The sequence below is a fragment of the Pseudomonas sp. Irchel 3A5 genome, from assembly GCF_900187575.1.
GTDB lineage: Bacteria > Pseudomonadota > Gammaproteobacteria > Pseudomonadales > Pseudomonadaceae > Aquipseudomonas > Aquipseudomonas folii.
Genome location: NZ_FYDU01000001.1, coordinates 445997 through 462208 on the forward strand (window position 1 = coordinate 445997; position 16212 = coordinate 462208).

Here is a 16212-nt window from a genome sequence, read left to right on the forward strand (position 1 = left end):
GCAACAGGACTCATGCTCATGGCTTCGCCAGACAAGCAGCAAAAACGCGCCCAACGGGCGAAAGCCAAGGCCAAGCAGAACCGCTCGCAAAAGCCGGGCAAAAAAGTGGTGCACCCGATCTTTGCATCGCCGCTGGTTGACCAGCCGTTTGATGACGTTGAAATCGATCTGAGCGAGTTCGACTTTAAGGACATTGTGGAAAACGGCTTCGACCCGGCTGACTTCCAAGAGCTGTTCGATGCGATGTTCGGCGCTGAGAAAATTAGCCAAATGGCGATGTGCGCAGTGTTCCTGCAATACCCGGTGCTGGCACTGGTGATCTCCGAAGAAGATGAAGAGCAAGCCACTGACTTTATGATGGGGTTACTGGTCACCTACCGCGCGATTGTCTATGGCGAAGATGAAGATACCGCAATCGAATGGATGGGCAGCCCCGCCTTCCAGGCTGATTACAACGAAGCGTCACGGTTGCTGGTCGCGCGCGACCAAAAGGCATCGCACTAAGACGCCACCGTCCGTGGGAGCGGCTTTAGCCGCGAGCAGCACTCACACCATCGCATGCAGTGTTGCAAATGACGCCCTCCCGGCTAAAGCCGGTCCTACGGTTACTTGCTCAATCCGTGGGAGCGGCTTTAGCCGCGAGCAGCACTCACACCATTGCATGCAGTGTTGCAAATGACGCCCTCCCGGCTAAAGCCAGTCCTACGGTTACTTGCTCAATCCGTAGGAGCGGCTTTAGCCGCGAGCAGCACTCACACCATTGCATGCAGTGTTGCAAATGACGCCCTCCCGGCTAAAGCCAGTCCTACGGTTACTTGCTCAATCCGTAGGAGCGGCTTTAGCCGCGAGCAGCACTCACACCATTGCATGCAGTGTTGCAAATGACGCCCTCCCGGCTAAAGCCGGTCCTACGAAGTAATGCAGCACCAGCCCATGCCAAAAAAGCAATAAATCATTCGAAAACTTGAAATTGTGGCAAGCCTCGTACTGCTCTAGATTCGAGGCAACCATCACTGTTGCCAGGTATCTCGAATGCGCCGTCCAGATGAACTCGTGGAAAAAACCGCCGTTGAGTTGCGCCGCCTGATTGGCAGCAAGCAGATTTCCCCTGTGGAATTGATGGACGCGTGCATCGAACGCATCGAGCGAGTTAACCCCTACGTCAATGCCGTGACCGCCACCTGCTTCGATCAGGCCCGGCAGCAGGCCCGTGAAGCCGAGCAGGCGGTGTTGTCGGGGCAATCACTGGGCTTGTTGCATGGCCTGCCGATTGGCATCAAGGATCTGGAGGCCACTGCGGGCCTGCTGACCACCTATGGCTCACCGCTTTATCGCAATAACGTACCAGCCAAGGACAATGCACTCGTCGCCAGACTTCGGGCTGCCGGGGCGATTGTTACTGGCAAGACCAACGTTCCGGAAATGGGCGCAGGTGCCAACACACGCAATGACGTCTGGGGCGCTACAGGCAACCCGTTCAACCCTGAACTGAACGCCGGAGGCTCATCCGGTGGCTCGGCTGCTGCGCTGGCCGCCGACATGCTGCCGCTGTGCAGCGGCTCGGACACTGGCGGCTCATTGCGCATCCCCGCCGCCAAATGCGGCGTGGTGGGCCTGCGTCCGTCTCCCGGCCTGGTACCCAGTGAACGACGCCTGTTGGGCTGGACGCCCATCTCGGTCGTCGGTCCCATGGGTCGCACAGTGGCTGACACCCTGCTGCAATTGCAGGCCACAGCCGGGTTTCACGTCAGCGAGCCGCTGAGCTACGAGGTTGATAAAAATCTGTTCAGCGCCTTGCCTGACGTAGACCTTGGCACCTTGCGGGTTGGCTACACCGAAGACTTCGGTTGCTGCGATGTCGATGACGATATCCGTCAGGTATTTCGTCGAAAAATCGCTGCGCTACGACCGCTGTTTCGCAGTTGCGATGAAGTGCAAATGGAGCTTGGTGAAACGGATCGTTGCTTCGATGTTTTAAGGGCTGAAAGCTTTGTGGCAGGCACTCGCGATGCGTATCTGCGAGACCCTAACTCCCTGGGCGAAAACCCGCGCGCCAACTACGAAATGGGCATGCGCATGACCCTGGAAGACTGCGCATGGGCCGCGACGGAACAGACCCGAATCTATCGCCGCTTCCAGGCGCTGTTCGAGGATTACGACCTGATCCTGTCGCCCACCACGCCTGTGTCGCCCTTCCCTTGGCAAGACCTCTACCTGAAAAGCATCAATGGTAAAGAGCTGGCGAATTACTACCGCTGGCTGGCCCTTACCTATGTCGTCACGCTGGCAACCAATCCGGCCCTGTCGCTGCCCTGTGGCGTCGACCACAAAGGCATGCCGTTCGGACTGCAAGTGGTAGGCGCATTCCGCGCCGACGCCTACCTGCTGGCCTGTGGCGAACAGATCGAACGGGCGACGCAGAGCAACCCGGAACTGCAACGCCCGAGGCCGGATATCGACAAGCTGATGCAGAGCCGGATTGACCTGAAATCCATCGTCACGGCGCCGCCGCTGGCTTCGGGTGAGACAGGGACATTGAGTACAACCGAGGCGTCATCGGTTTAAAACGAGGGATCGGCTTTGGCGGGGAAGAGGCGGCACAGATAACGAATGATTTCTGACCGAACTACTACCTTCTCGGCTGGTGCCGATCCCATTACACCCATGTGCTTGCCCTCGATAAACGCTCCAAAGACGCGGCGTGTCGGGCAAACAGCCTCGCCAACAAGTTGGCTCCTACCGGGGTGTGCGAGCTCCATGTAAATTAAGGTCATCCCCAGCCCTGTGGGAAGGTCTACGGCTGACTGCCAGCACAATTCCCTTGGGAGATTCTATGGTTGTCTTCAAGCTTGATCTTGTAGGACCGGCTTTAGCCGGGAGAGCGGTATTTCTGACGAAGAAAATTTAGCGAATGTACCGACGCACTCCCGGCTAAAGCCGGTCCTACGGGATTGTGGAACCTGTGGGAGCGAATTCATGCGCGAAGGGGTCGGTACCTCGTAGCCTATGTGTCGCCTGCCCTCCCGAATAAATTCGGTCCTACCAGTCCTTCGCTGTTTCAAACAAATAAATCACGCCTCAATGTCAGCCTGCAAAGGCCACTTTCGCGTGCGCGCTATCCGTTCGGATAAACTTTCAGTTTAAGGGTTGATTTTTTAATCAGAAACAGATTACGTGCAGTCACACCTCAAAAACGGAAAAGAATAGATACATGTAAGAAACATCCTACAAATAACGCTTCACATCAAAGAACTTTCCTACCTGCGGAATAAACTTCCCGCGCGGATTCGTTCGAATTCAATAGCACAACTTCAACCGACTTATATTAAGCGAGAACATTATGAAAAAGACATTATTGGCATCCCTTGTCATTCTGGCACTGGCGTCACAAGCTGAAGCTGCTTGTTTGACTATCAGCAATCCATACTCAGGGGTTATACCTGCAAATGACACCGTGGTTTCCTATGGACCGGTTACAATCGCTAATGGACCTACCTGTCGTTCGGTTTTGATTGTCTCTAGAGTTCGATCAGCAAATGGAGGTTTTGCCCCGGTGATGCAAATTGAAAAACTGGAGGGCGGGCAGTGGCGGACTATCGCGGAATCTTCCAGTGGACATATCGGGCAGACAACCACTGCGGGCACCTTCAGGATTCAACATAAGAATCCTCATCAGACACCTTGGGCCTACAACGGCAACGTAGCCATAACACGCTAATTTGCCTGTCAATGCGCCTGAGCAGAGGCAATGGCGCATTGATCTGCAGGTCATGCCTGCTCGTTGATTGAGGGTAGTTTCTGTGCAGTTTTCACGAAGTAGGATAACGCAGCCACTATGTGATTAGCGTTGGCGATGCTACCCAAAATTCGACCAAACTCTCTGTCGCCCTTCAGCCCTTCTTTGGCGGCAAAGCCGATATGACCCTGGAGTTGCTCGTAGATTAATGGAATTGCGTTGAACTTGACGTCTCGATTACGAGATCTCCCGTCAAATCCTGAATCCTGATTTCCCTGAGAAAGAAATGAATGAGCAGTTTCATCATTAAAGCCCAATTTATTGAGACCCGCACACAAACTACTCAATTAACGAGTGCTAATTGAAGTCATATCCAACCCCTCGAGAAGCGACTTGAGACCGTCGAGATCCACAATCCCGACATTCCTCATGATTTCTCGCGCAGCCTCATCATCCTTTACCGTGTATTCGTTCTCTACCATCTCCGGCTGTTTTATTTTAAATACATACTCCATTGGCACATAGGTAATTGAGCCTGCACCGCTGATATTAATAGCCATCTTCATTTCCTTATTGAGACAGTTCACTATCTATATCGGCAAGGCAGTGATGCAGGGGCAGTTATATATCGGCCAATCTGAATGCCGGATTGGACAAAGATGTAACCTAAGTTTCCTGGCAGCGTTAAAGCACACACACTCTCATCGACAAGGAAACGACCTCTCAAACGCGCCCCACAAAAAAGCCCGCATCACTGCGGGCTTTTTCAATGCTCAATCAACCATCACTCAGTTGATCTTGGCATCCAGTTCGCCGCGAGCGTAGCGCTCGAACATCGCGTCCAGTGAAACGGGCTTGATCTTCGAGGCGTTACCAGCGGTGCCGAACGCTTCGTAGCGAGCGATACACACATCACGCATGGCCGTTACCGTCTTGGCCAGGTACTTACGTGGGTCGAACTCGCCCGGATTCTTGGCCATGAACTCACGGATGGCACCGGTGGACGCCAGACGCAGGTCGGTATCGATGTTGACCTTGCGCACGCCGTGTTTGATGCCCTCAACGATTTCTTCAACCGGTACGCCGTAGGTTTCTTTGATTTCGCCGCCGTACTGGTTGATGATTTTCAACCACTCTTGCGGGACCGAAGACGAACCGTGCATGACAAGGTGAGTGTTCGGGATGCGCTTGTGGATTTCCTTGATGCGATCAATCGCCAGGATGTCACCGGTAGGCGGCTTGGTGAACTTGTAAGCGCCGTGGCTGGTGCCGATGGCGATAGCCAGCGCATCAACCTGGGTTTTCTTGACGAAGTCAGCAGCTTCTTCCGGATCGGTCAGCATCTGGCTGTGATCGAGCATGCCTTCAGCGCCAACGCCGTCTTCTTCGCCAGCCATACCGGTTTCCAGCGAGCCCAGAACACCCAGCTCACCTTCAACCGAAACGCCACAGGCGTGAGCGAAGGCAACAACGCGCCGAGTCACTTCAACGTTGTACTCGTAGGTGGTCGGCGTTTTGCCGTCGACGCCCAGCGAGCCGTCCATCATGACCGAGCTGAAGCCCAGCTGAATCGAACGCTGGCAGATATCAGGGCTGGTGCCGTGGTCCTGGTGCATGACCACCGGGATATGCGGGAATTCTTCCACCGCTGCCAGAATCAGGTGACGCAGGAACGGTGCGCCAGCGTATTTACGGGCACCGGCCGAGGCCTGAACGATCACCGGGGAATCGGTCTTGTCGGCCGCTTCCATAATGGCGCGCATTTGTTCCAGGTTGTTCACGTTGAAAGCTGGGACGCCATAACCGAATTCGGCTGCGTGGTCCAACATCTGGCGCATGCTGATAAGTGCCATTGTCTGTCTCTCTCCCGGTAGGGTCGTTATCGTGCAAACCTGCCGTAGCGGCGGCTGCTATTCAAGTTCTACGCATGAGCCTTGAGGCTATGCGGATGGATCATCGGTGCAGCCTGTTCAACCTTTCTTGCAACCGCGCCCGATCAAATCATTGGTAGCGTCCCAGTACACCAGGCCTTCGTCGCCCTTGTTCTGGAAAGCCAGCACGCCATTGCCGTACAGCGATGGCGACCCAGGCTCGGCAGTCAGCCGAAAGACCTGATCGCTTTCATTCAGACGTACATCGACTTCGGTCCTGGCCTTGTCAACGTACCGCCAATGGACCTGAGCCTTGCTGTCGCAAACCCAGCTTGTCCAGGTGTTACCTGTTTCTGGAGCCTTCATGCTGGCGCAACCACCAAGCACTGCAAATGTCGCAAGGGCAATCAAGCCTTTCATTACTTCTCCTGGCCTGCCCCGGGAAGCGGGGCGGATGCCAGTCGCTCCAACCTTCAGGGGCAGTTCTGTTCCTGATTCCGATCATCGGCCGGCTCACCCGTAGCCAGCGCTTCAACCCGTTGAGAACTCTGGGTCGTCGGCACGTTTACGGAAGCCGGGCTGAACACTTCACAAGCCTTGCCACTCGGGCCAGAACTGCTGCATCCGGCAAGCATCACACAACTCAACAGGGCAACGGCGGCGATTTTCATGATGAAATTCCTTGTTCAGAAAGAGTTATCCACCCTTAAGTGACCACCGCTGGCCCGAGATGTTGCCAAACTCATCCCTGCAATCAATCCTTAACGACAGGCCACAGGCCCGAGGTTAGGCATGAACTCATACTTGTCCAGCACCGCTTCACCGCCGCGCTTGTAGATCACCGGCACGGTTTCGGCCTGCCAGTTCGCTTGATAGCAGCTCAGTTGAACCAGCGCGGGCTCACGCACAACCTCTTCGGCTTCCGGCTTGCTGGAGCAGCCAGCGAGCAGTGCGGCAATGATGAGCAGTGGTAACGGCCTGAGCATTTCATTTCCCTTTTGCAAAACCTGATCCTCAGGCCTTGGCACGTTGTTCCAGAACTTCCACGGCTGGCAGGACTTTGCCTTCGACAAACTCCAGGAACGCCCCGCCACCGGTAGAAATGTAGGAGATCTGATCCGCTACGCCATATTTGTCGATCGCTGCCAGAGTGTCGCCACCGCCTGCGATGGAGAACGCCGAGCTTTCAGCGATTGCTTTAGCCAGGGTCTTGGTGCCTTCGCCAAACTGATCGAACTCGAACACACCCACCGGACCGTTCCACAGAATAGTCTTGGAAGATTTCAACAATTCGGCGAAGTGCGCTGCAGTTTGCGGGCCGATATCCAGAATCATGTCGTCATCAGCAACGTCGGCAATCAACTTGACTGTCGCAGTTGCACTTTCAGCGAATTCTTTGGCGACCACTACGTCAACCGGCAATGGCACGCTGACCTTGGCAGCGATTTCACGAGCAGTGTCCAGGAGGTCCGGCTCGTACAGCGATTTGCCGACCTTGTGACCAGCCGCAGCGAGGAACGTGTTGGCAATGCCGCCACCGACGATCAACTGGTTGCAGATGGCACTCAGGCTATTGAGTACGTCGAGTTTAGTAGACACCTTGGAACCGGCAACGATAGCGGCCATGGGCTGGGCCGGTGCGCCGAGGGCTTTGCCCAGCGCTTCCAGCTCGGCAGCCAACAGCGGGCCTGCCGCAGCGACTTTGGCAAATTTGGCAACGCCATGGGTCGAGCCTTCGGCGCGGTGGGCCGTACCGAAAGCGTCCATCACGAAGACATCACACAGGGCAGCGTATTTCTGCGCCAGCTCGTCAGCGTTCTTTTTCTCGCCCTTGTTGAAGCGTACGTTTTCGAACAAAACGATATCGCCCGCTTTAACGTCGACGCCGTCCAGGTAATCAGAAACCAGTGGCACTTCACGGCCCAGAGCCTTGCTCAGGTATTCAGCGACCGGCTTGAGGCTATTCTCGGCAGAGAATTCGCCTTCCGTTGGACGACCCAGATGCGAGCAGACCATCACGGCAGCGCCCTTTTCCAGCGCGAGCTTGATGGTTGGCAACGACGCCAGGATACGCGCATCACTGCTGACTTTGCCGTCCTTGATCGGGACGTTCAGGTCTTCGCGAATCAATACACGCTTACCTTGCAGGTCGAGCTCGGTCATCTTCAACACGGTCATGAGTGAATCCCTGTTTTTAATATTGTGGGTCTGCGACGCGCAAAAAGTGCTCAGCAACGTCAAGCATTCGATTGGCAAAACCCCATTCGTTATCGAACCAGGCCAGCACGTTAACCAGCCTCGGGCCGGAAACTCGGGTCTGACTCGCATCAACGATGGCCGAATGAGGGTCATGGTTGAAATCACAACTGGCGTGCGGCAACTCGGTGTAGGCCAACAGTCCTTTCAACGGGCCACTGGTAGCGGCCTCGCGGAGCAGGCGGTTGATCTCAAGAGCATCGGTATCACGCGCAGTTTGCAATGTGATATCGAGGCAGGACACGTTTACCGTCGGCACGCGAACTGCTTTGGCCTGAATTCGGCCCGCAAGTTCCGGAAGCAGACGTTCAATACCCCGCGCCAGACCAGTGGACACCGGAATGATCGACTGGAAAGCCGAGCGCGTGCGGCGTAAATCCTCATGGTGATAGGCGTCTATCACCGGCTGGTCATTCATCGCCGAGTGGATCGTAGTGATGGTGACGTATTCCAGCCCGACAGCCTGATCCAGCAGGCGCAGCAAAGGCACGCTGCAGTTGGTGGTGCAGGATGCGGCAGAAACCAACAGCTCGCGCCCAGTCAGCTTCTGCTGATTGACGCCGAACACAATCGTGGCGTCTACGTCGGCTTCGCTGGCCATTGGCTGGGAAAACAGCACCCGTGGCGCGCCAGCGTCAATGAAACGCTGGCCGTCTTCACGGGTGTTGTAGACGCCTGAACATTCGAGCACCAGATCAACTTCCAGCGCCGCCCAGTCAACGCCTTCCGGCGTCTCGCTGCGCAGCACTCTGATCTTGTGATCATTGATGTGCAGGTATTGCCCTTCGACCCGCACTTCGCCGGGAAACCGGCCGTGTGTGGAGTCAAAGCGCGTGAGGTATTCGAGACTGGCCATATCGGCCAGATCGTTGATGGCAACCACTTCAAACCCGGCTTTCGCTCCCCGCTCGCAAAGCGCGCGCACGACGCAACGTCCAATACGGCCGTAGCCGTTGAGTGCAACTTTGTAAGGGCGGTGCTGGGGCATGGGGTTCTCGATGAATCACCAAAAAACTGTTGAGGTACACATTATGTGGGAGCGGTGCTTGCCCGCGATAAGGTCAACACGGTAATGAAGACCGAGTTGAATCTATCGCGGGCAAGCACCGCTCCCACAGGTTTCGCCACAACAGGCTACATCGCTATCAATCTTCCAGCAGTTCTTCAGCCTGACCCAGGATGTTTTCCAGGGTGAAGCCGAACTCTTCGAACAGGGCTGGCGCAGGGGCCGACTCGCCGAAGGTGGTCATGCCGATAACGCGACCTTCCAGGCCGACGTACTTGTACCAGAAGTCTGCGTGAGCAGCTTCGATGGCGATACGAGCGCTGACCTGCAGCGGCAGAACCGCTTGCTTGTAGCCCGGATCCTGAGCATCGAAAACGCTGGTGCATGGCATGGAAACCACACGCACGTTGCGGCCTTGAGCGCTGAGTTTTTCAAATGCCTGAACGGCCAGACCCACTTCCGAACCGGTAGCGATCAGAATCAGTTCTGGTTCGCCAACGCAGTCACGCAGCACGTAACCACCACGAGCGATGTCCGCCAGCTGGGCTTCGTCGCGAGTCTGGTGAGTCAGGTTCTGACGCGAGAAGATCAACGCCGACGGGCCGTCGTTGCGCTCGATGGAGTACTTCCAGGCCACAGCCGATTCCACAGCATCCGCAGGGCGCCAGGTGTCCAGATTCGGCGTGGTACGCAGGCTGGTCAGTTGCTCGATTGGCTGGTGCGTCGGGCCGTCTTCGCCCAGACCGATGGAGTCGTGGGTGAACACATACAGCACGCGCTTCTTCATCAGCGAGGACATACGCACCGCGTTGCGGGCGTACTCCATGAAGATCAGGAAGGTCGCGCCATAGGGTACGAAGCCGCCGTGCAGGGCGATACCGTTCATCATTGCGCCCATGCCGAACTCGCGCACGCCGTAATGCAGGTAGTTGCCGTTGGCGTCTTCGCCGGTGATGCTCTTGCAGCCTTTCCAGATGGTCAGGTTGGAACCGGCCAGGTCAGCCGAACCGCCGAGGAACTCAGGCAGCAAAGGACCGAAAGCGCCCAGTGCATTCTGGCTGGCCTTGCGGCTGGCGATGGTTTCGCCCTTGGCGTTGACTTCAGCCACGTAAGCAGCGGATTTTTCAGCGAAGTCAGCTGGCAGTTCGCCGCTCATGCGACGGATCAGCTCGTTAGCCAGCTCCGGGAATTCGGCAGAGTAGGCAGCAAAACGCTGATCCCACTCAGCTTCAGCCGCCAGGCCTTTCTCTTTGCAGCTCCACTCGGCGTAGATGTCAGCCGGAATGTCGAATGGACCGTGAGTCCATTTCAGGGCGGCACGGGTCAAGGCGATTTCTTCAGCACCCAGCGGAGCGCCGTGGGACTCTTCCTTGCCTTGCTTGTTCGGCGAACCGAAACCAATGGTGGTCTTGCAGCAGATCAGGGTCGGCTTGTCGCTCTTGCGAGCGGTGTCGATGGCAATCTTGATCTCTTCAGCGTCGTGACCGTCAACGTTGCGGATCACCAGCCAGCCGTAGGATTCGAAGCGCTTCGGCGTGTCATCGGTGAACCAGCCTTCAACTTCGCCATCGATAGAGATGCCGTTGTCGTCGTAGAAAGCGATCAGTTTGTTCAGACCCAGTGTGCCAGCCAGCGAGCCGACTTCGTGGGAGATGCCTTCCATCATGCAGCCATCACCCATGAACACGTAGGTGTGGTGGTCGACGATGTTGTGGCCTGGACGGTTGAACTGGGCCGCCAGCGTCTTCTCTGCAACCGCGAAACCCACGGCGTTGGCGAAACCCTGACCCAGTGGGCCGGTGGTGGTCTCTACGCCCGGCGTGTAACCGAATTCCGGGTGACCCGGCGTGCGGCTGTGCAACTGGCGGAAGTTTTTCAGGTCGTCGATGGACAGGTCATAACCGGTCAGGTGCAGCAACGAGTAGACCAGCATCGAACCATGACCGTTGGACATGATGAAGCGGTCACGGTCGGCGAAATTCGGGTTGCTCGGGTTGTGCTTCAGATAGTCGCGCCAAAGTACTTCGGCGATATCCGCCATGCCCATAGGGGCACCGGGATGGCCGCTGTTGGCTTTTTGCACGGCATCCATGCTGAGTGCACGAATGGCGTTGGCACGCTCACGACGGCTGGGCATCGCTGATCTCCTGAGAACTGGAAAAGAATGGATCTGAAAAAGGCGAGCATTTTCCCTCAGGCACTGCCTGGGAGCAATGAAAGATAGCGGCTTGTGGTTGTTTTTCCTGCCCGCGCTTCGTTATTTGTTCATCCATGGCACGCTCCCGGCCCGGAATAACGGTCCTGGATAGCCCTGAACTCACCGCCCATCAAGCAATATCAAAACTTTTTGATATTGCCCTTGCGACATACCCGGTCGCTAACTAGACTGCCAGCCCTATGAACCTGCGCGTACCTGCAATTCGCCACGACGACAGCGACGACCTTTCTGCCTTGTGCAAGGCCGGCGGCGACCCGTTACGACTGAATGTATTGCGCGCATTGGCCAATGACTCATTCGGCGTGCTGGAACTGGCGCAGATATTCGCCATTGGTCAGTCCGGTATGAGCCACCATCTCAAGGTGCTGGCCCAGGCGGATCTGGTTGCGACGCGACGCGAAGGCAATGCGATTTTCTACCGACGCGCCCTGCCCCATACCGGACAACCGGGCGGCAGGTTGCACGCCGCCATACTGGATGAGGTCGACATGCTGACCCTGCCCATGGATGTGCAGTCGCGTATCAGCCTGGTGCATCGTCAACGCGCCAACGCCAGTCAGGACTTCTTCGCGCGTACAGCGGAAAAGTTTCGCGCCCAGCAGGACTTGATTGCCGGGCTGGCCCAGTATCGGGAAAGTCTGCTGTCGTTGCTCGACAAGCTGAACTTCGGGCCACAAGCGACGGCACTGGAAGTCGGGCCGGGGGATGGCGGTTTTCTCCCAGACCTGGCGCGGCGCTTCCACCACGTGACGGCGCTGGACAACAGCCCGGCGATGCTGGAAATAGCGCGCCAGCTGTGCGCTGCGCAGGCATTGGCTAATGTAGAACTGAAACTCGCCGATGTACTGGGGGCCGTCGATGTCAGCGCAGATTGTGTTGTGCTGAACATGGTACTGCACCATTTCGCTGCACCGGCCGATGCACTCAAACAACTGGCAACTCTGTTGCAACCGGGCGGTAGCCTGTTAGTGACAGACTTGTGTAGCCACGATCAGAGCTGGGCCAAGGAGGCCTGTGGCGATCTCTGGTTAGGGTTTGAACAGGAAGATCTGGCCCGTTGGGCCATCGCTGCGGGGCTAGTTCCCGGGGAAAGCCTCTATGTAGGCTTACGTAATGGTTTCCAGATCCAGGTCCGCCATTTTCAGCGACCGGCTGGCAACACTCACCATCGGTAAAATTCAGGAAACCCGTAGAGATGAGCGAATACTCCCTTTTCACCTCCGAGTCCGTGTCCGAAGGGCACCCAGACAAAATCGCCGACCAGATTTCCGATGCGGTTCTGGATGCAATCATTGCTCAGGACAAACACGCTCGCGTCGCTGTTGAAACCCTGGTCAAGACCGGTGTTGCCATCGTTGCTGGCGAAGTGACCACCAGCGCCTGGGTTGACCTCGAGCAAATCGTTCGTGACGTGATCAGCGACATCGGCTACACCAGCTCCGACGTCGGTTTCGACGGTGCTACCTGCGGCGTGATGAACATCATCGGCAAGCAGTCCCCTGACATCAACCAGGGTGTTGACCGTGCCAAGCCTGAAGATCAGGGCGCTGGCGACCAGGGCCTGATGTTCGGCTACGCCAGCAACGAAACCGCTGAACTGATGCCTGCGCCAATCGCGTTTTCGCACCAGTTGGTCAAGCGTCAGGCTGAAGCCCGTAAATCCGGCCTGCTGCCTTGGCTGCGCCCGGATGCCAAGTCCCAGGTGACTTGCAGCTACGAGAACGGCAAAGTCGTCGGCATCGACGCAGTCGTTCTGTCTACTCAGCACAACCCTGAAGTTTCCTACAACGATCTGCGCGAAGGCGTGATGGAACTGATCGTCAAGCACGTGCTGCCAGCTGAGCTGCTGCACAAGGACACCCAGTTCCACATCAACCCGACTGGCCAGTTCATCATTGGCGGCCCGGTGGGTGACTGCGGTCTGACCGGTCGCAAGATCATCGTCGACAGCTACGGCGGCATGGCCCGTCACGGCGGCGGCGCGTTCTCCGGCAAGGATCCATCCAAGGTTGACCGTTCGGCTGCTTACGCTGGCCGTTATGTTGCCAAGAACATCGTTGCTGCCGGCCTGGCCGAGCGCTGCGAGATTCAGGTTTCCTACGCGATCGGCGTTGCACAACCGACTTCGATCTCTTTGAACACCTTCGGCACCGGCAAGATCAGCGATGACAAGATCATCAAACTGGTCCGCGACATCTTCGACCTGCGCCCATACGCGATCACGACCATGCTCGACCTGCTGCACCCGATGTATCAGGAAACTGCAGCCTACGGCCACTTCGGTCGTACGCCGCAGACCAAGACCGTGGGCAATGACACCTTCACCACGTTCACCTGGGAAAAAACCGACCGCGCCGACGCCCTGCGCGCCGCTGCCGGTCTGTAACACGCCTTAAGTTTCAGGCGTAACAAAAAGCCCCTGGCGACCACGGTCGTCAGGGGCTTTTTGGTTATGGAGATGGTACCTCCCGTAGGACCGGCTTTAGCCGGGAGGGCGTCAGTTCTGACGAGGAAAATGCGTTGAATGGACTTGTCCTCTCGCGGCTAAAGCCGCTCCTACGAGGGCGTGATTGCGCCGCACATCTCGCACTCTAGCTGTTAAGCCTTCCTCGCCACCAACAAAACCGAAGCCGCGCTGGCCAGCAATCCCGCGCATACCCGGTTGAACAATCGCTTGCCACTGGGCCGCGCAAACAATCGGCGGGCGTGAATGCCCATCCAGGCGTAGATCGCGATGGCGAGGCATTCCAGCGCCAGAAACAAAACGCCGAGTACCGCGAACTGCTCCGTCACGTGGCCCGATTGATCGACGAACTGTGGCAAGAAAGCAGTAAACAGCAGGATCGCCTTGGGATTACCGATGGCCACCAGAAACTCCTGCCGAGCCAGGCTGAACAGGCCTTTGCCTGAACCGATCACGCCGCCCTCTTCCTCAGGGCTCGCCCGCCACAACTGCACGGCCAGATAGAACAGGTAGGCCGCACCGACGATCTTGATCACATGGAATAACCATTCCGATGTGTGCAACACCGCCGTCAGACCCACTGCTGCCAGCGCAATCATGATGGCAAAGGCCAGCAAACGTCCCAGCCCGCCAATGCAGGCCCGGGCAAAGCCGTAACGGGTCGCGTTACTGATCGAAAGCAGGTTGTTGGGCCCAGGCGCCATGTTCAGCGCAAAGCAGGCCGGCACGAAAACCGCAAGAGTCGAGATATCCATGAATCACCCATCAACACTTGGACAAGGAGTCGTAATAGTGCAGGCAGCGTTTCACTCTTCAAAGACACAGTGGCGAATCAAAAAAGCGGCATCTGTACTGGCTGAATGATTCAGCAATCAGCGCAACCAGACATGTCACTCAGCGCTGGCTAGCCTCACATGCACCTCTTCAAGCAAGGATGCTTCGATGCGCATATTGGCCGCAATCACCCTCACCCTCGCCAGCCTCACTGCCCATGCCAACGCATGTCCGGACTGGACGCCCGCCAAAGCCCGCAACTCAATCACCGCCCTGCAAACACAAATCGCCGCTTGGGATGACGGCTATCACCGCCAGGGCGTTTCGCTGATTGCCGACGAACTCTATGACCAGTCCCGACAGCGTCTAGAGTTCTGGCGATCATGTTTTGCCAAGCCCAACAGCGAAGCCGATAACCCGCTGAAAACTGCCAAAGGGACGGCTCGCCATCCTGTTCCGCACACGGGGGTCAACAAGCTCAGCGATGAAGCCGCAGTGCGCGACTGGCTCAAAGGTCGCACTGACCTGTGGATCCAGCCCAAGATCGATGGCGTGGCCGTGACGCTGGTCTATGAAAATGGCGCGTTGGTTCAAGCGATCAGCCGCGGCGACGGTGTTGCGGGGCAAGACTGGACCCAACACGCCCGACACATTTCGGCCATTCCTGCGCATCTGCCCTGGCAGGAAACCCTGGTGTTGCAAGGCGAGCTGTATCTGCGACTGACGAATCACGTGCAAGCCCAAGCCGGGAGTATGAACGCGCGCAGCAAAGTTGCCGGGATGCTGGCTCGTCACGAACTACGCACGGAAGAGGCGGACCAGATCGGTTTGTTCGTGTGGGACTGGCCTGCGGGGCCGACTTCCATGACCGAACGCCTGGCAGGCTTGAACGCATTGGGTTTCGACGACAGCGCTCAATACAGCCAGTCGCTGGAAGGCTTCGCTCAGGCGCATCGCTGGCGCGAGCATTGGTATCGCAACCCGCTGCCGTTTGCCACTGACGGCGTCATCATCCGACAGGGCGAGCGACCTCCCGCCCAGCGTTGGCAAGCCAGGGCACCCTACTGGATCGCCGCCTGGAAATACCCGTTTGCGCAAGCCCTGGCGGAAGTACGCAAGGTCCACTTCAACATCGGCCGTAGCGGCAAGATAACCCCCGTGCTGGAATTGGAACCTGTGCGTCTGGATGATCGGCAGATCAGTCGCATCAGTGTTGGCTCGCTGCAACGCTGGCAGGCGCTGGACATCAGACCCGGCGATCAAGTCGCTGTGAGCCTGGCAGGCCTGACCATTCCACGGCTGGACAGCGTCGTGTCACGCAGTGTCGAGCGCAGCGACTTGCAGATTCCCGAGGCCAAAGACTTTCACGCCCTCAGTTGCTGGCAACCCGTCAGCGGCTGTGAAAGCCAGTTTCGCGCACGGCTTGCCTGGCTCAGCGGCAAGAAAGGTCTGGCGCTGACCGGAGTCGGTCCCGGGACCTGGGACAACCTGATCAGCGCCGGGAAAATCAACGGGTTGCTCGACTGGCTGACCCTGGAAAAAGAACAGCTTGCTAACATTTCCGGGCTGGGTGAGCGCAGCAGCGCTAAACTGCTCGACAGTTTGCAGGAGGCTCGCTCAAAGCCGTTTGTGGTGTGGCTAAAGGCTATCGGCCTGCCGCCCACGGGGAATGCTCACCTGGGCGAGCAATGGAGTGAACTGGAAAAGCGCACGGCGCAGCAATGGCAAATGGAACCGGGCATAGGTTCGGGTCGTGCCAGCCAGTTGGTCGCCTTCTTCCAGCATCCGCAGGTTCAGGCCTTGAGTGAGCAATTACGGGCCCAGGGTATTTCAGGTTTTTAAAGTGCCGGGCGTTTAATCATCAAGCCCGGACGTTATCGTGTTCAT

17 protein-coding genes are annotated in these 16212 nt (G+C 57.2%); 6 read left to right on the forward strand and 11 right to left on the reverse strand.

Going from position 1 to position 16212, the window contains the following annotated elements; all coding sequences use genetic code 11:
- The first annotated feature begins 18 nt into the window (after nucleotides 1-18).
- From CKW31_RS01825 to CKW31_RS29435, 3 genes are all read left to right on the forward strand, one after another.
- On the forward strand, nucleotides 19-504 hold the full coding sequence (locus CKW31_RS01825; RefSeq protein WP_095092683.1) for a hypothetical protein: 486 nt from the start codon (nucleotides 19-21) through the stop codon (nucleotides 502-504).
- Nucleotides 505-1032: 528 nt separating this feature from the next.
- Nucleotides 1033-2565 (forward strand): amidase, encoded by a 1533-nt coding sequence (locus CKW31_RS01830; protein ID WP_095092685.1) that lies wholly within the window; start codon nucleotides 1033-1035, stop codon nucleotides 2563-2565.
- Between the two features lie 775 nt (nucleotides 2566-3340).
- Nucleotides 3341-3718 (forward strand): hypothetical protein, encoded by a 378-nt coding sequence (locus tag CKW31_RS29435; RefSeq protein ID WP_141230105.1) that lies wholly within the window; start codon nucleotides 3341-3343, stop codon nucleotides 3716-3718.
- A gap of 50 nt (nucleotides 3719-3768) precedes the next feature.
- Here CKW31_RS29435 and CKW31_RS01835 read toward each other — a convergent pair whose 3' ends face one another.
- The 10 genes from CKW31_RS01835 to CKW31_RS29735 form a co-directional block, all read right to left on the reverse strand.
- Nucleotides 3769-4083: a hypothetical protein gene (locus CKW31_RS01835; RefSeq protein ID WP_141230106.1), complete on the reverse strand. Its 315-nt coding sequence runs from the start codon at nucleotides 4081-4083 to the stop codon at nucleotides 3769-3771.
- Nucleotides 4084-4296 carry a hypothetical protein gene (locus CKW31_RS01840; protein WP_095092689.1) on the reverse strand — a complete coding sequence of 71 codons (213 nt, stop codon included), beginning with the start codon at nucleotides 4294-4296 and terminating at the stop codon, nucleotides 4084-4086.
- Between the two features lie 228 nt (nucleotides 4297-4524).
- A complete protein-coding gene (fba, locus tag CKW31_RS01845; protein WP_027901305.1) occupies nucleotides 4525-5589 on the reverse strand; it encodes a class II fructose-bisphosphate aldolase in 1065 nt (354 codons plus the stop codon).
- 117 nt (nucleotides 5590-5706) lie between these two features.
- Entirely contained in the window at nucleotides 5707-6027 is a 321-nt protein-coding gene (locus CKW31_RS01850) for an MliC family protein (RefSeq protein ID WP_095092691.1), read from the reverse strand.
- A 53-nt stretch (nucleotides 6028-6080) separates the two neighbouring features.
- Nucleotides 6081-6278: a hypothetical protein gene (locus CKW31_RS01855; protein ID WP_095092693.1), complete on the reverse strand. Its 198-nt coding sequence runs from the start codon at nucleotides 6276-6278 to the stop codon at nucleotides 6081-6083.
- Between the two features lie 90 nt (nucleotides 6279-6368).
- On the reverse strand, nucleotides 6369-6593 hold the full coding sequence (locus tag CKW31_RS01860) for a hypothetical protein (RefSeq protein WP_095092695.1): 225 nt from the start codon (nucleotides 6591-6593) through the stop codon (nucleotides 6369-6371).
- Nucleotides 6594-6621: 28 nt separating this feature from the next.
- The gene (locus tag CKW31_RS01865) at nucleotides 6622-7785 is read right to left on the reverse strand and encodes a phosphoglycerate kinase (RefSeq protein ID WP_095092697.1); all 1164 of its coding nucleotides are present in this window, start codon (nucleotides 7783-7785) and stop codon (nucleotides 6622-6624) included.
- A gap of 16 nt (nucleotides 7786-7801) precedes the next feature.
- Nucleotides 7802-8851: an erythrose-4-phosphate dehydrogenase gene (epd, locus tag CKW31_RS01870; protein WP_095092699.1), complete on the reverse strand. Its 1050-nt coding sequence runs from the start codon at nucleotides 8849-8851 to the stop codon at nucleotides 7802-7804.
- Between the two features lie 157 nt (nucleotides 8852-9008).
- Nucleotides 9009-11006, reverse strand: a complete 1998-nt coding sequence (gene tkt / locus CKW31_RS01875) for a transketolase (protein WP_095092701.1) — start codon at nucleotides 11004-11006, stop codon at nucleotides 9009-9011.
- Nucleotides 10990-11142 carry a hypothetical protein gene (locus tag CKW31_RS29735; protein ID WP_176469758.1) on the reverse strand — a complete coding sequence of 51 codons (153 nt, stop codon included), beginning with the start codon at nucleotides 11140-11142 and terminating at the stop codon, nucleotides 10990-10992. The genes tkt and CKW31_RS29735 overlap by 17 nt, the downstream gene beginning before the upstream one ends.
- A 124-nt stretch (nucleotides 11143-11266) precedes the next feature.
- Between CKW31_RS29735 and CKW31_RS01880 the strand changes: the two genes are divergently transcribed.
- Together CKW31_RS01880 and metK are read left to right on the forward strand one after the other, a co-directional pair.
- Nucleotides 11267-12262: a metalloregulator ArsR/SmtB family transcription factor gene (locus tag CKW31_RS01880; RefSeq protein WP_095092703.1), complete on the forward strand. Its 996-nt coding sequence runs from the start codon at nucleotides 11267-11269 to the stop codon at nucleotides 12260-12262.
- A gap of 20 nt (nucleotides 12263-12282) precedes the next feature.
- Nucleotides 12283-13473 (forward strand): methionine adenosyltransferase, encoded by a 1191-nt coding sequence (gene metK, locus CKW31_RS01885; protein ID WP_027901297.1) that lies wholly within the window; start codon nucleotides 12283-12285, stop codon nucleotides 13471-13473.
- Between the two features lie 212 nt (nucleotides 13474-13685).
- On the opposite strand, the gene CKW31_RS01890 is transcribed toward metK, so the two are convergent.
- Nucleotides 13686-14306, reverse strand: a complete 621-nt coding sequence (locus tag CKW31_RS01890) for a LysE family translocator (RefSeq protein ID WP_095092705.1) — start codon at nucleotides 14304-14306, stop codon at nucleotides 13686-13688.
- 187 nt (nucleotides 14307-14493) lie between these two features.
- Between CKW31_RS01890 and ligB the strand changes: the two genes are divergently transcribed.
- Complete coding sequence (gene ligB / locus CKW31_RS01895; RefSeq protein WP_095092707.1) at nucleotides 14494-16167, forward strand: NAD-dependent DNA ligase LigB; 1674 nt, start codon at nucleotides 14494-14496, stop codon at nucleotides 16165-16167.
- Nucleotides 16168-16212: the final 45 nt, after the last annotated feature.

Excerpts from the sequence above, each read along its gene's own strand:
- CKW31_RS01850 (WP_095092691.1), bottom strand. The coding sequence starts at position 6,027 with ATGAAAGGCTTGATTGCCCTTGCGACATTTGCAGTGCTTGGTGGTTGC.
- CKW31_RS01855 (WP_095092693.1), bottom strand. The coding sequence starts at position 6,278 with ATGAAAATCGCCGCCGTTGCCCTGTTGAGTTGTGTGATGCTTGCCGGA.
- tkt (WP_095092701.1), bottom strand. The coding sequence starts at position 11,006 with ATGCCCAGCCGTCGTGAGCGTGCCAACGCCATTCGTGCACTCAGCATG.
- CKW31_RS29435 (WP_141230105.1), top strand. The coding sequence starts at position 3,341 with ATGAAAAAGACATTATTGGCATCCCTTGTCATTCTGGCACTGGCGTCA.
- CKW31_RS29735 (WP_176469758.1), bottom strand. The coding sequence starts at position 11,142 with ATGGATGAACAAATAACGAAGCGCGGGCAGGAAAAACAACCACAAGCC.
- CKW31_RS01830 (WP_095092685.1), top strand. The coding sequence starts at position 1,033 with ATGCGCCGTCCAGATGAACTCGTGGAAAAAACCGCCGTTGAGTTGCGC.
- CKW31_RS01825 (WP_095092683.1), top strand. The coding sequence starts at position 19 with ATGGCTTCGCCAGACAAGCAGCAAAAACGCGCCCAACGGGCGAAAGCC.
- CKW31_RS01880 (WP_095092703.1), top strand. The coding sequence starts at position 11,267 with ATGAACCTGCGCGTACCTGCAATTCGCCACGACGACAGCGACGACCTT.
- CKW31_RS01840 (WP_095092689.1), bottom strand. The coding sequence starts at position 4,296 with ATGGCTATTAATATCAGCGGTGCAGGCTCAATTACCTATGTGCCAATG.
- fba (WP_027901305.1), bottom strand. The coding sequence starts at position 5,589 with ATGGCACTTATCAGCATGCGCCAGATGTTGGACCACGCAGCCGAATTC.
- metK (WP_027901297.1), top strand. The coding sequence starts at position 12,283 with ATGAGCGAATACTCCCTTTTCACCTCCGAGTCCGTGTCCGAAGGGCAC.
- CKW31_RS01860 (WP_095092695.1), bottom strand. The coding sequence starts at position 6,593 with ATGCTCAGGCCGTTACCACTGCTCATCATTGCCGCACTGCTCGCTGGC.
- epd (WP_095092699.1), bottom strand. The coding sequence starts at position 8,851 with ATGCCCCAGCACCGCCCTTACAAAGTTGCACTCAACGGCTACGGCCGT.
- CKW31_RS01890 (WP_095092705.1), bottom strand. The coding sequence starts at position 14,306 with ATGGATATCTCGACTCTTGCGGTTTTCGTGCCGGCCTGCTTTGCGCTG.
- ligB (WP_095092707.1), top strand. The coding sequence starts at position 14,494 with ATGCGCATATTGGCCGCAATCACCCTCACCCTCGCCAGCCTCACTGCC.
- CKW31_RS01865 (WP_095092697.1), bottom strand. The coding sequence starts at position 7,785 with ATGACCGTGTTGAAGATGACCGAGCTCGACCTGCAAGGTAAGCGTGTA.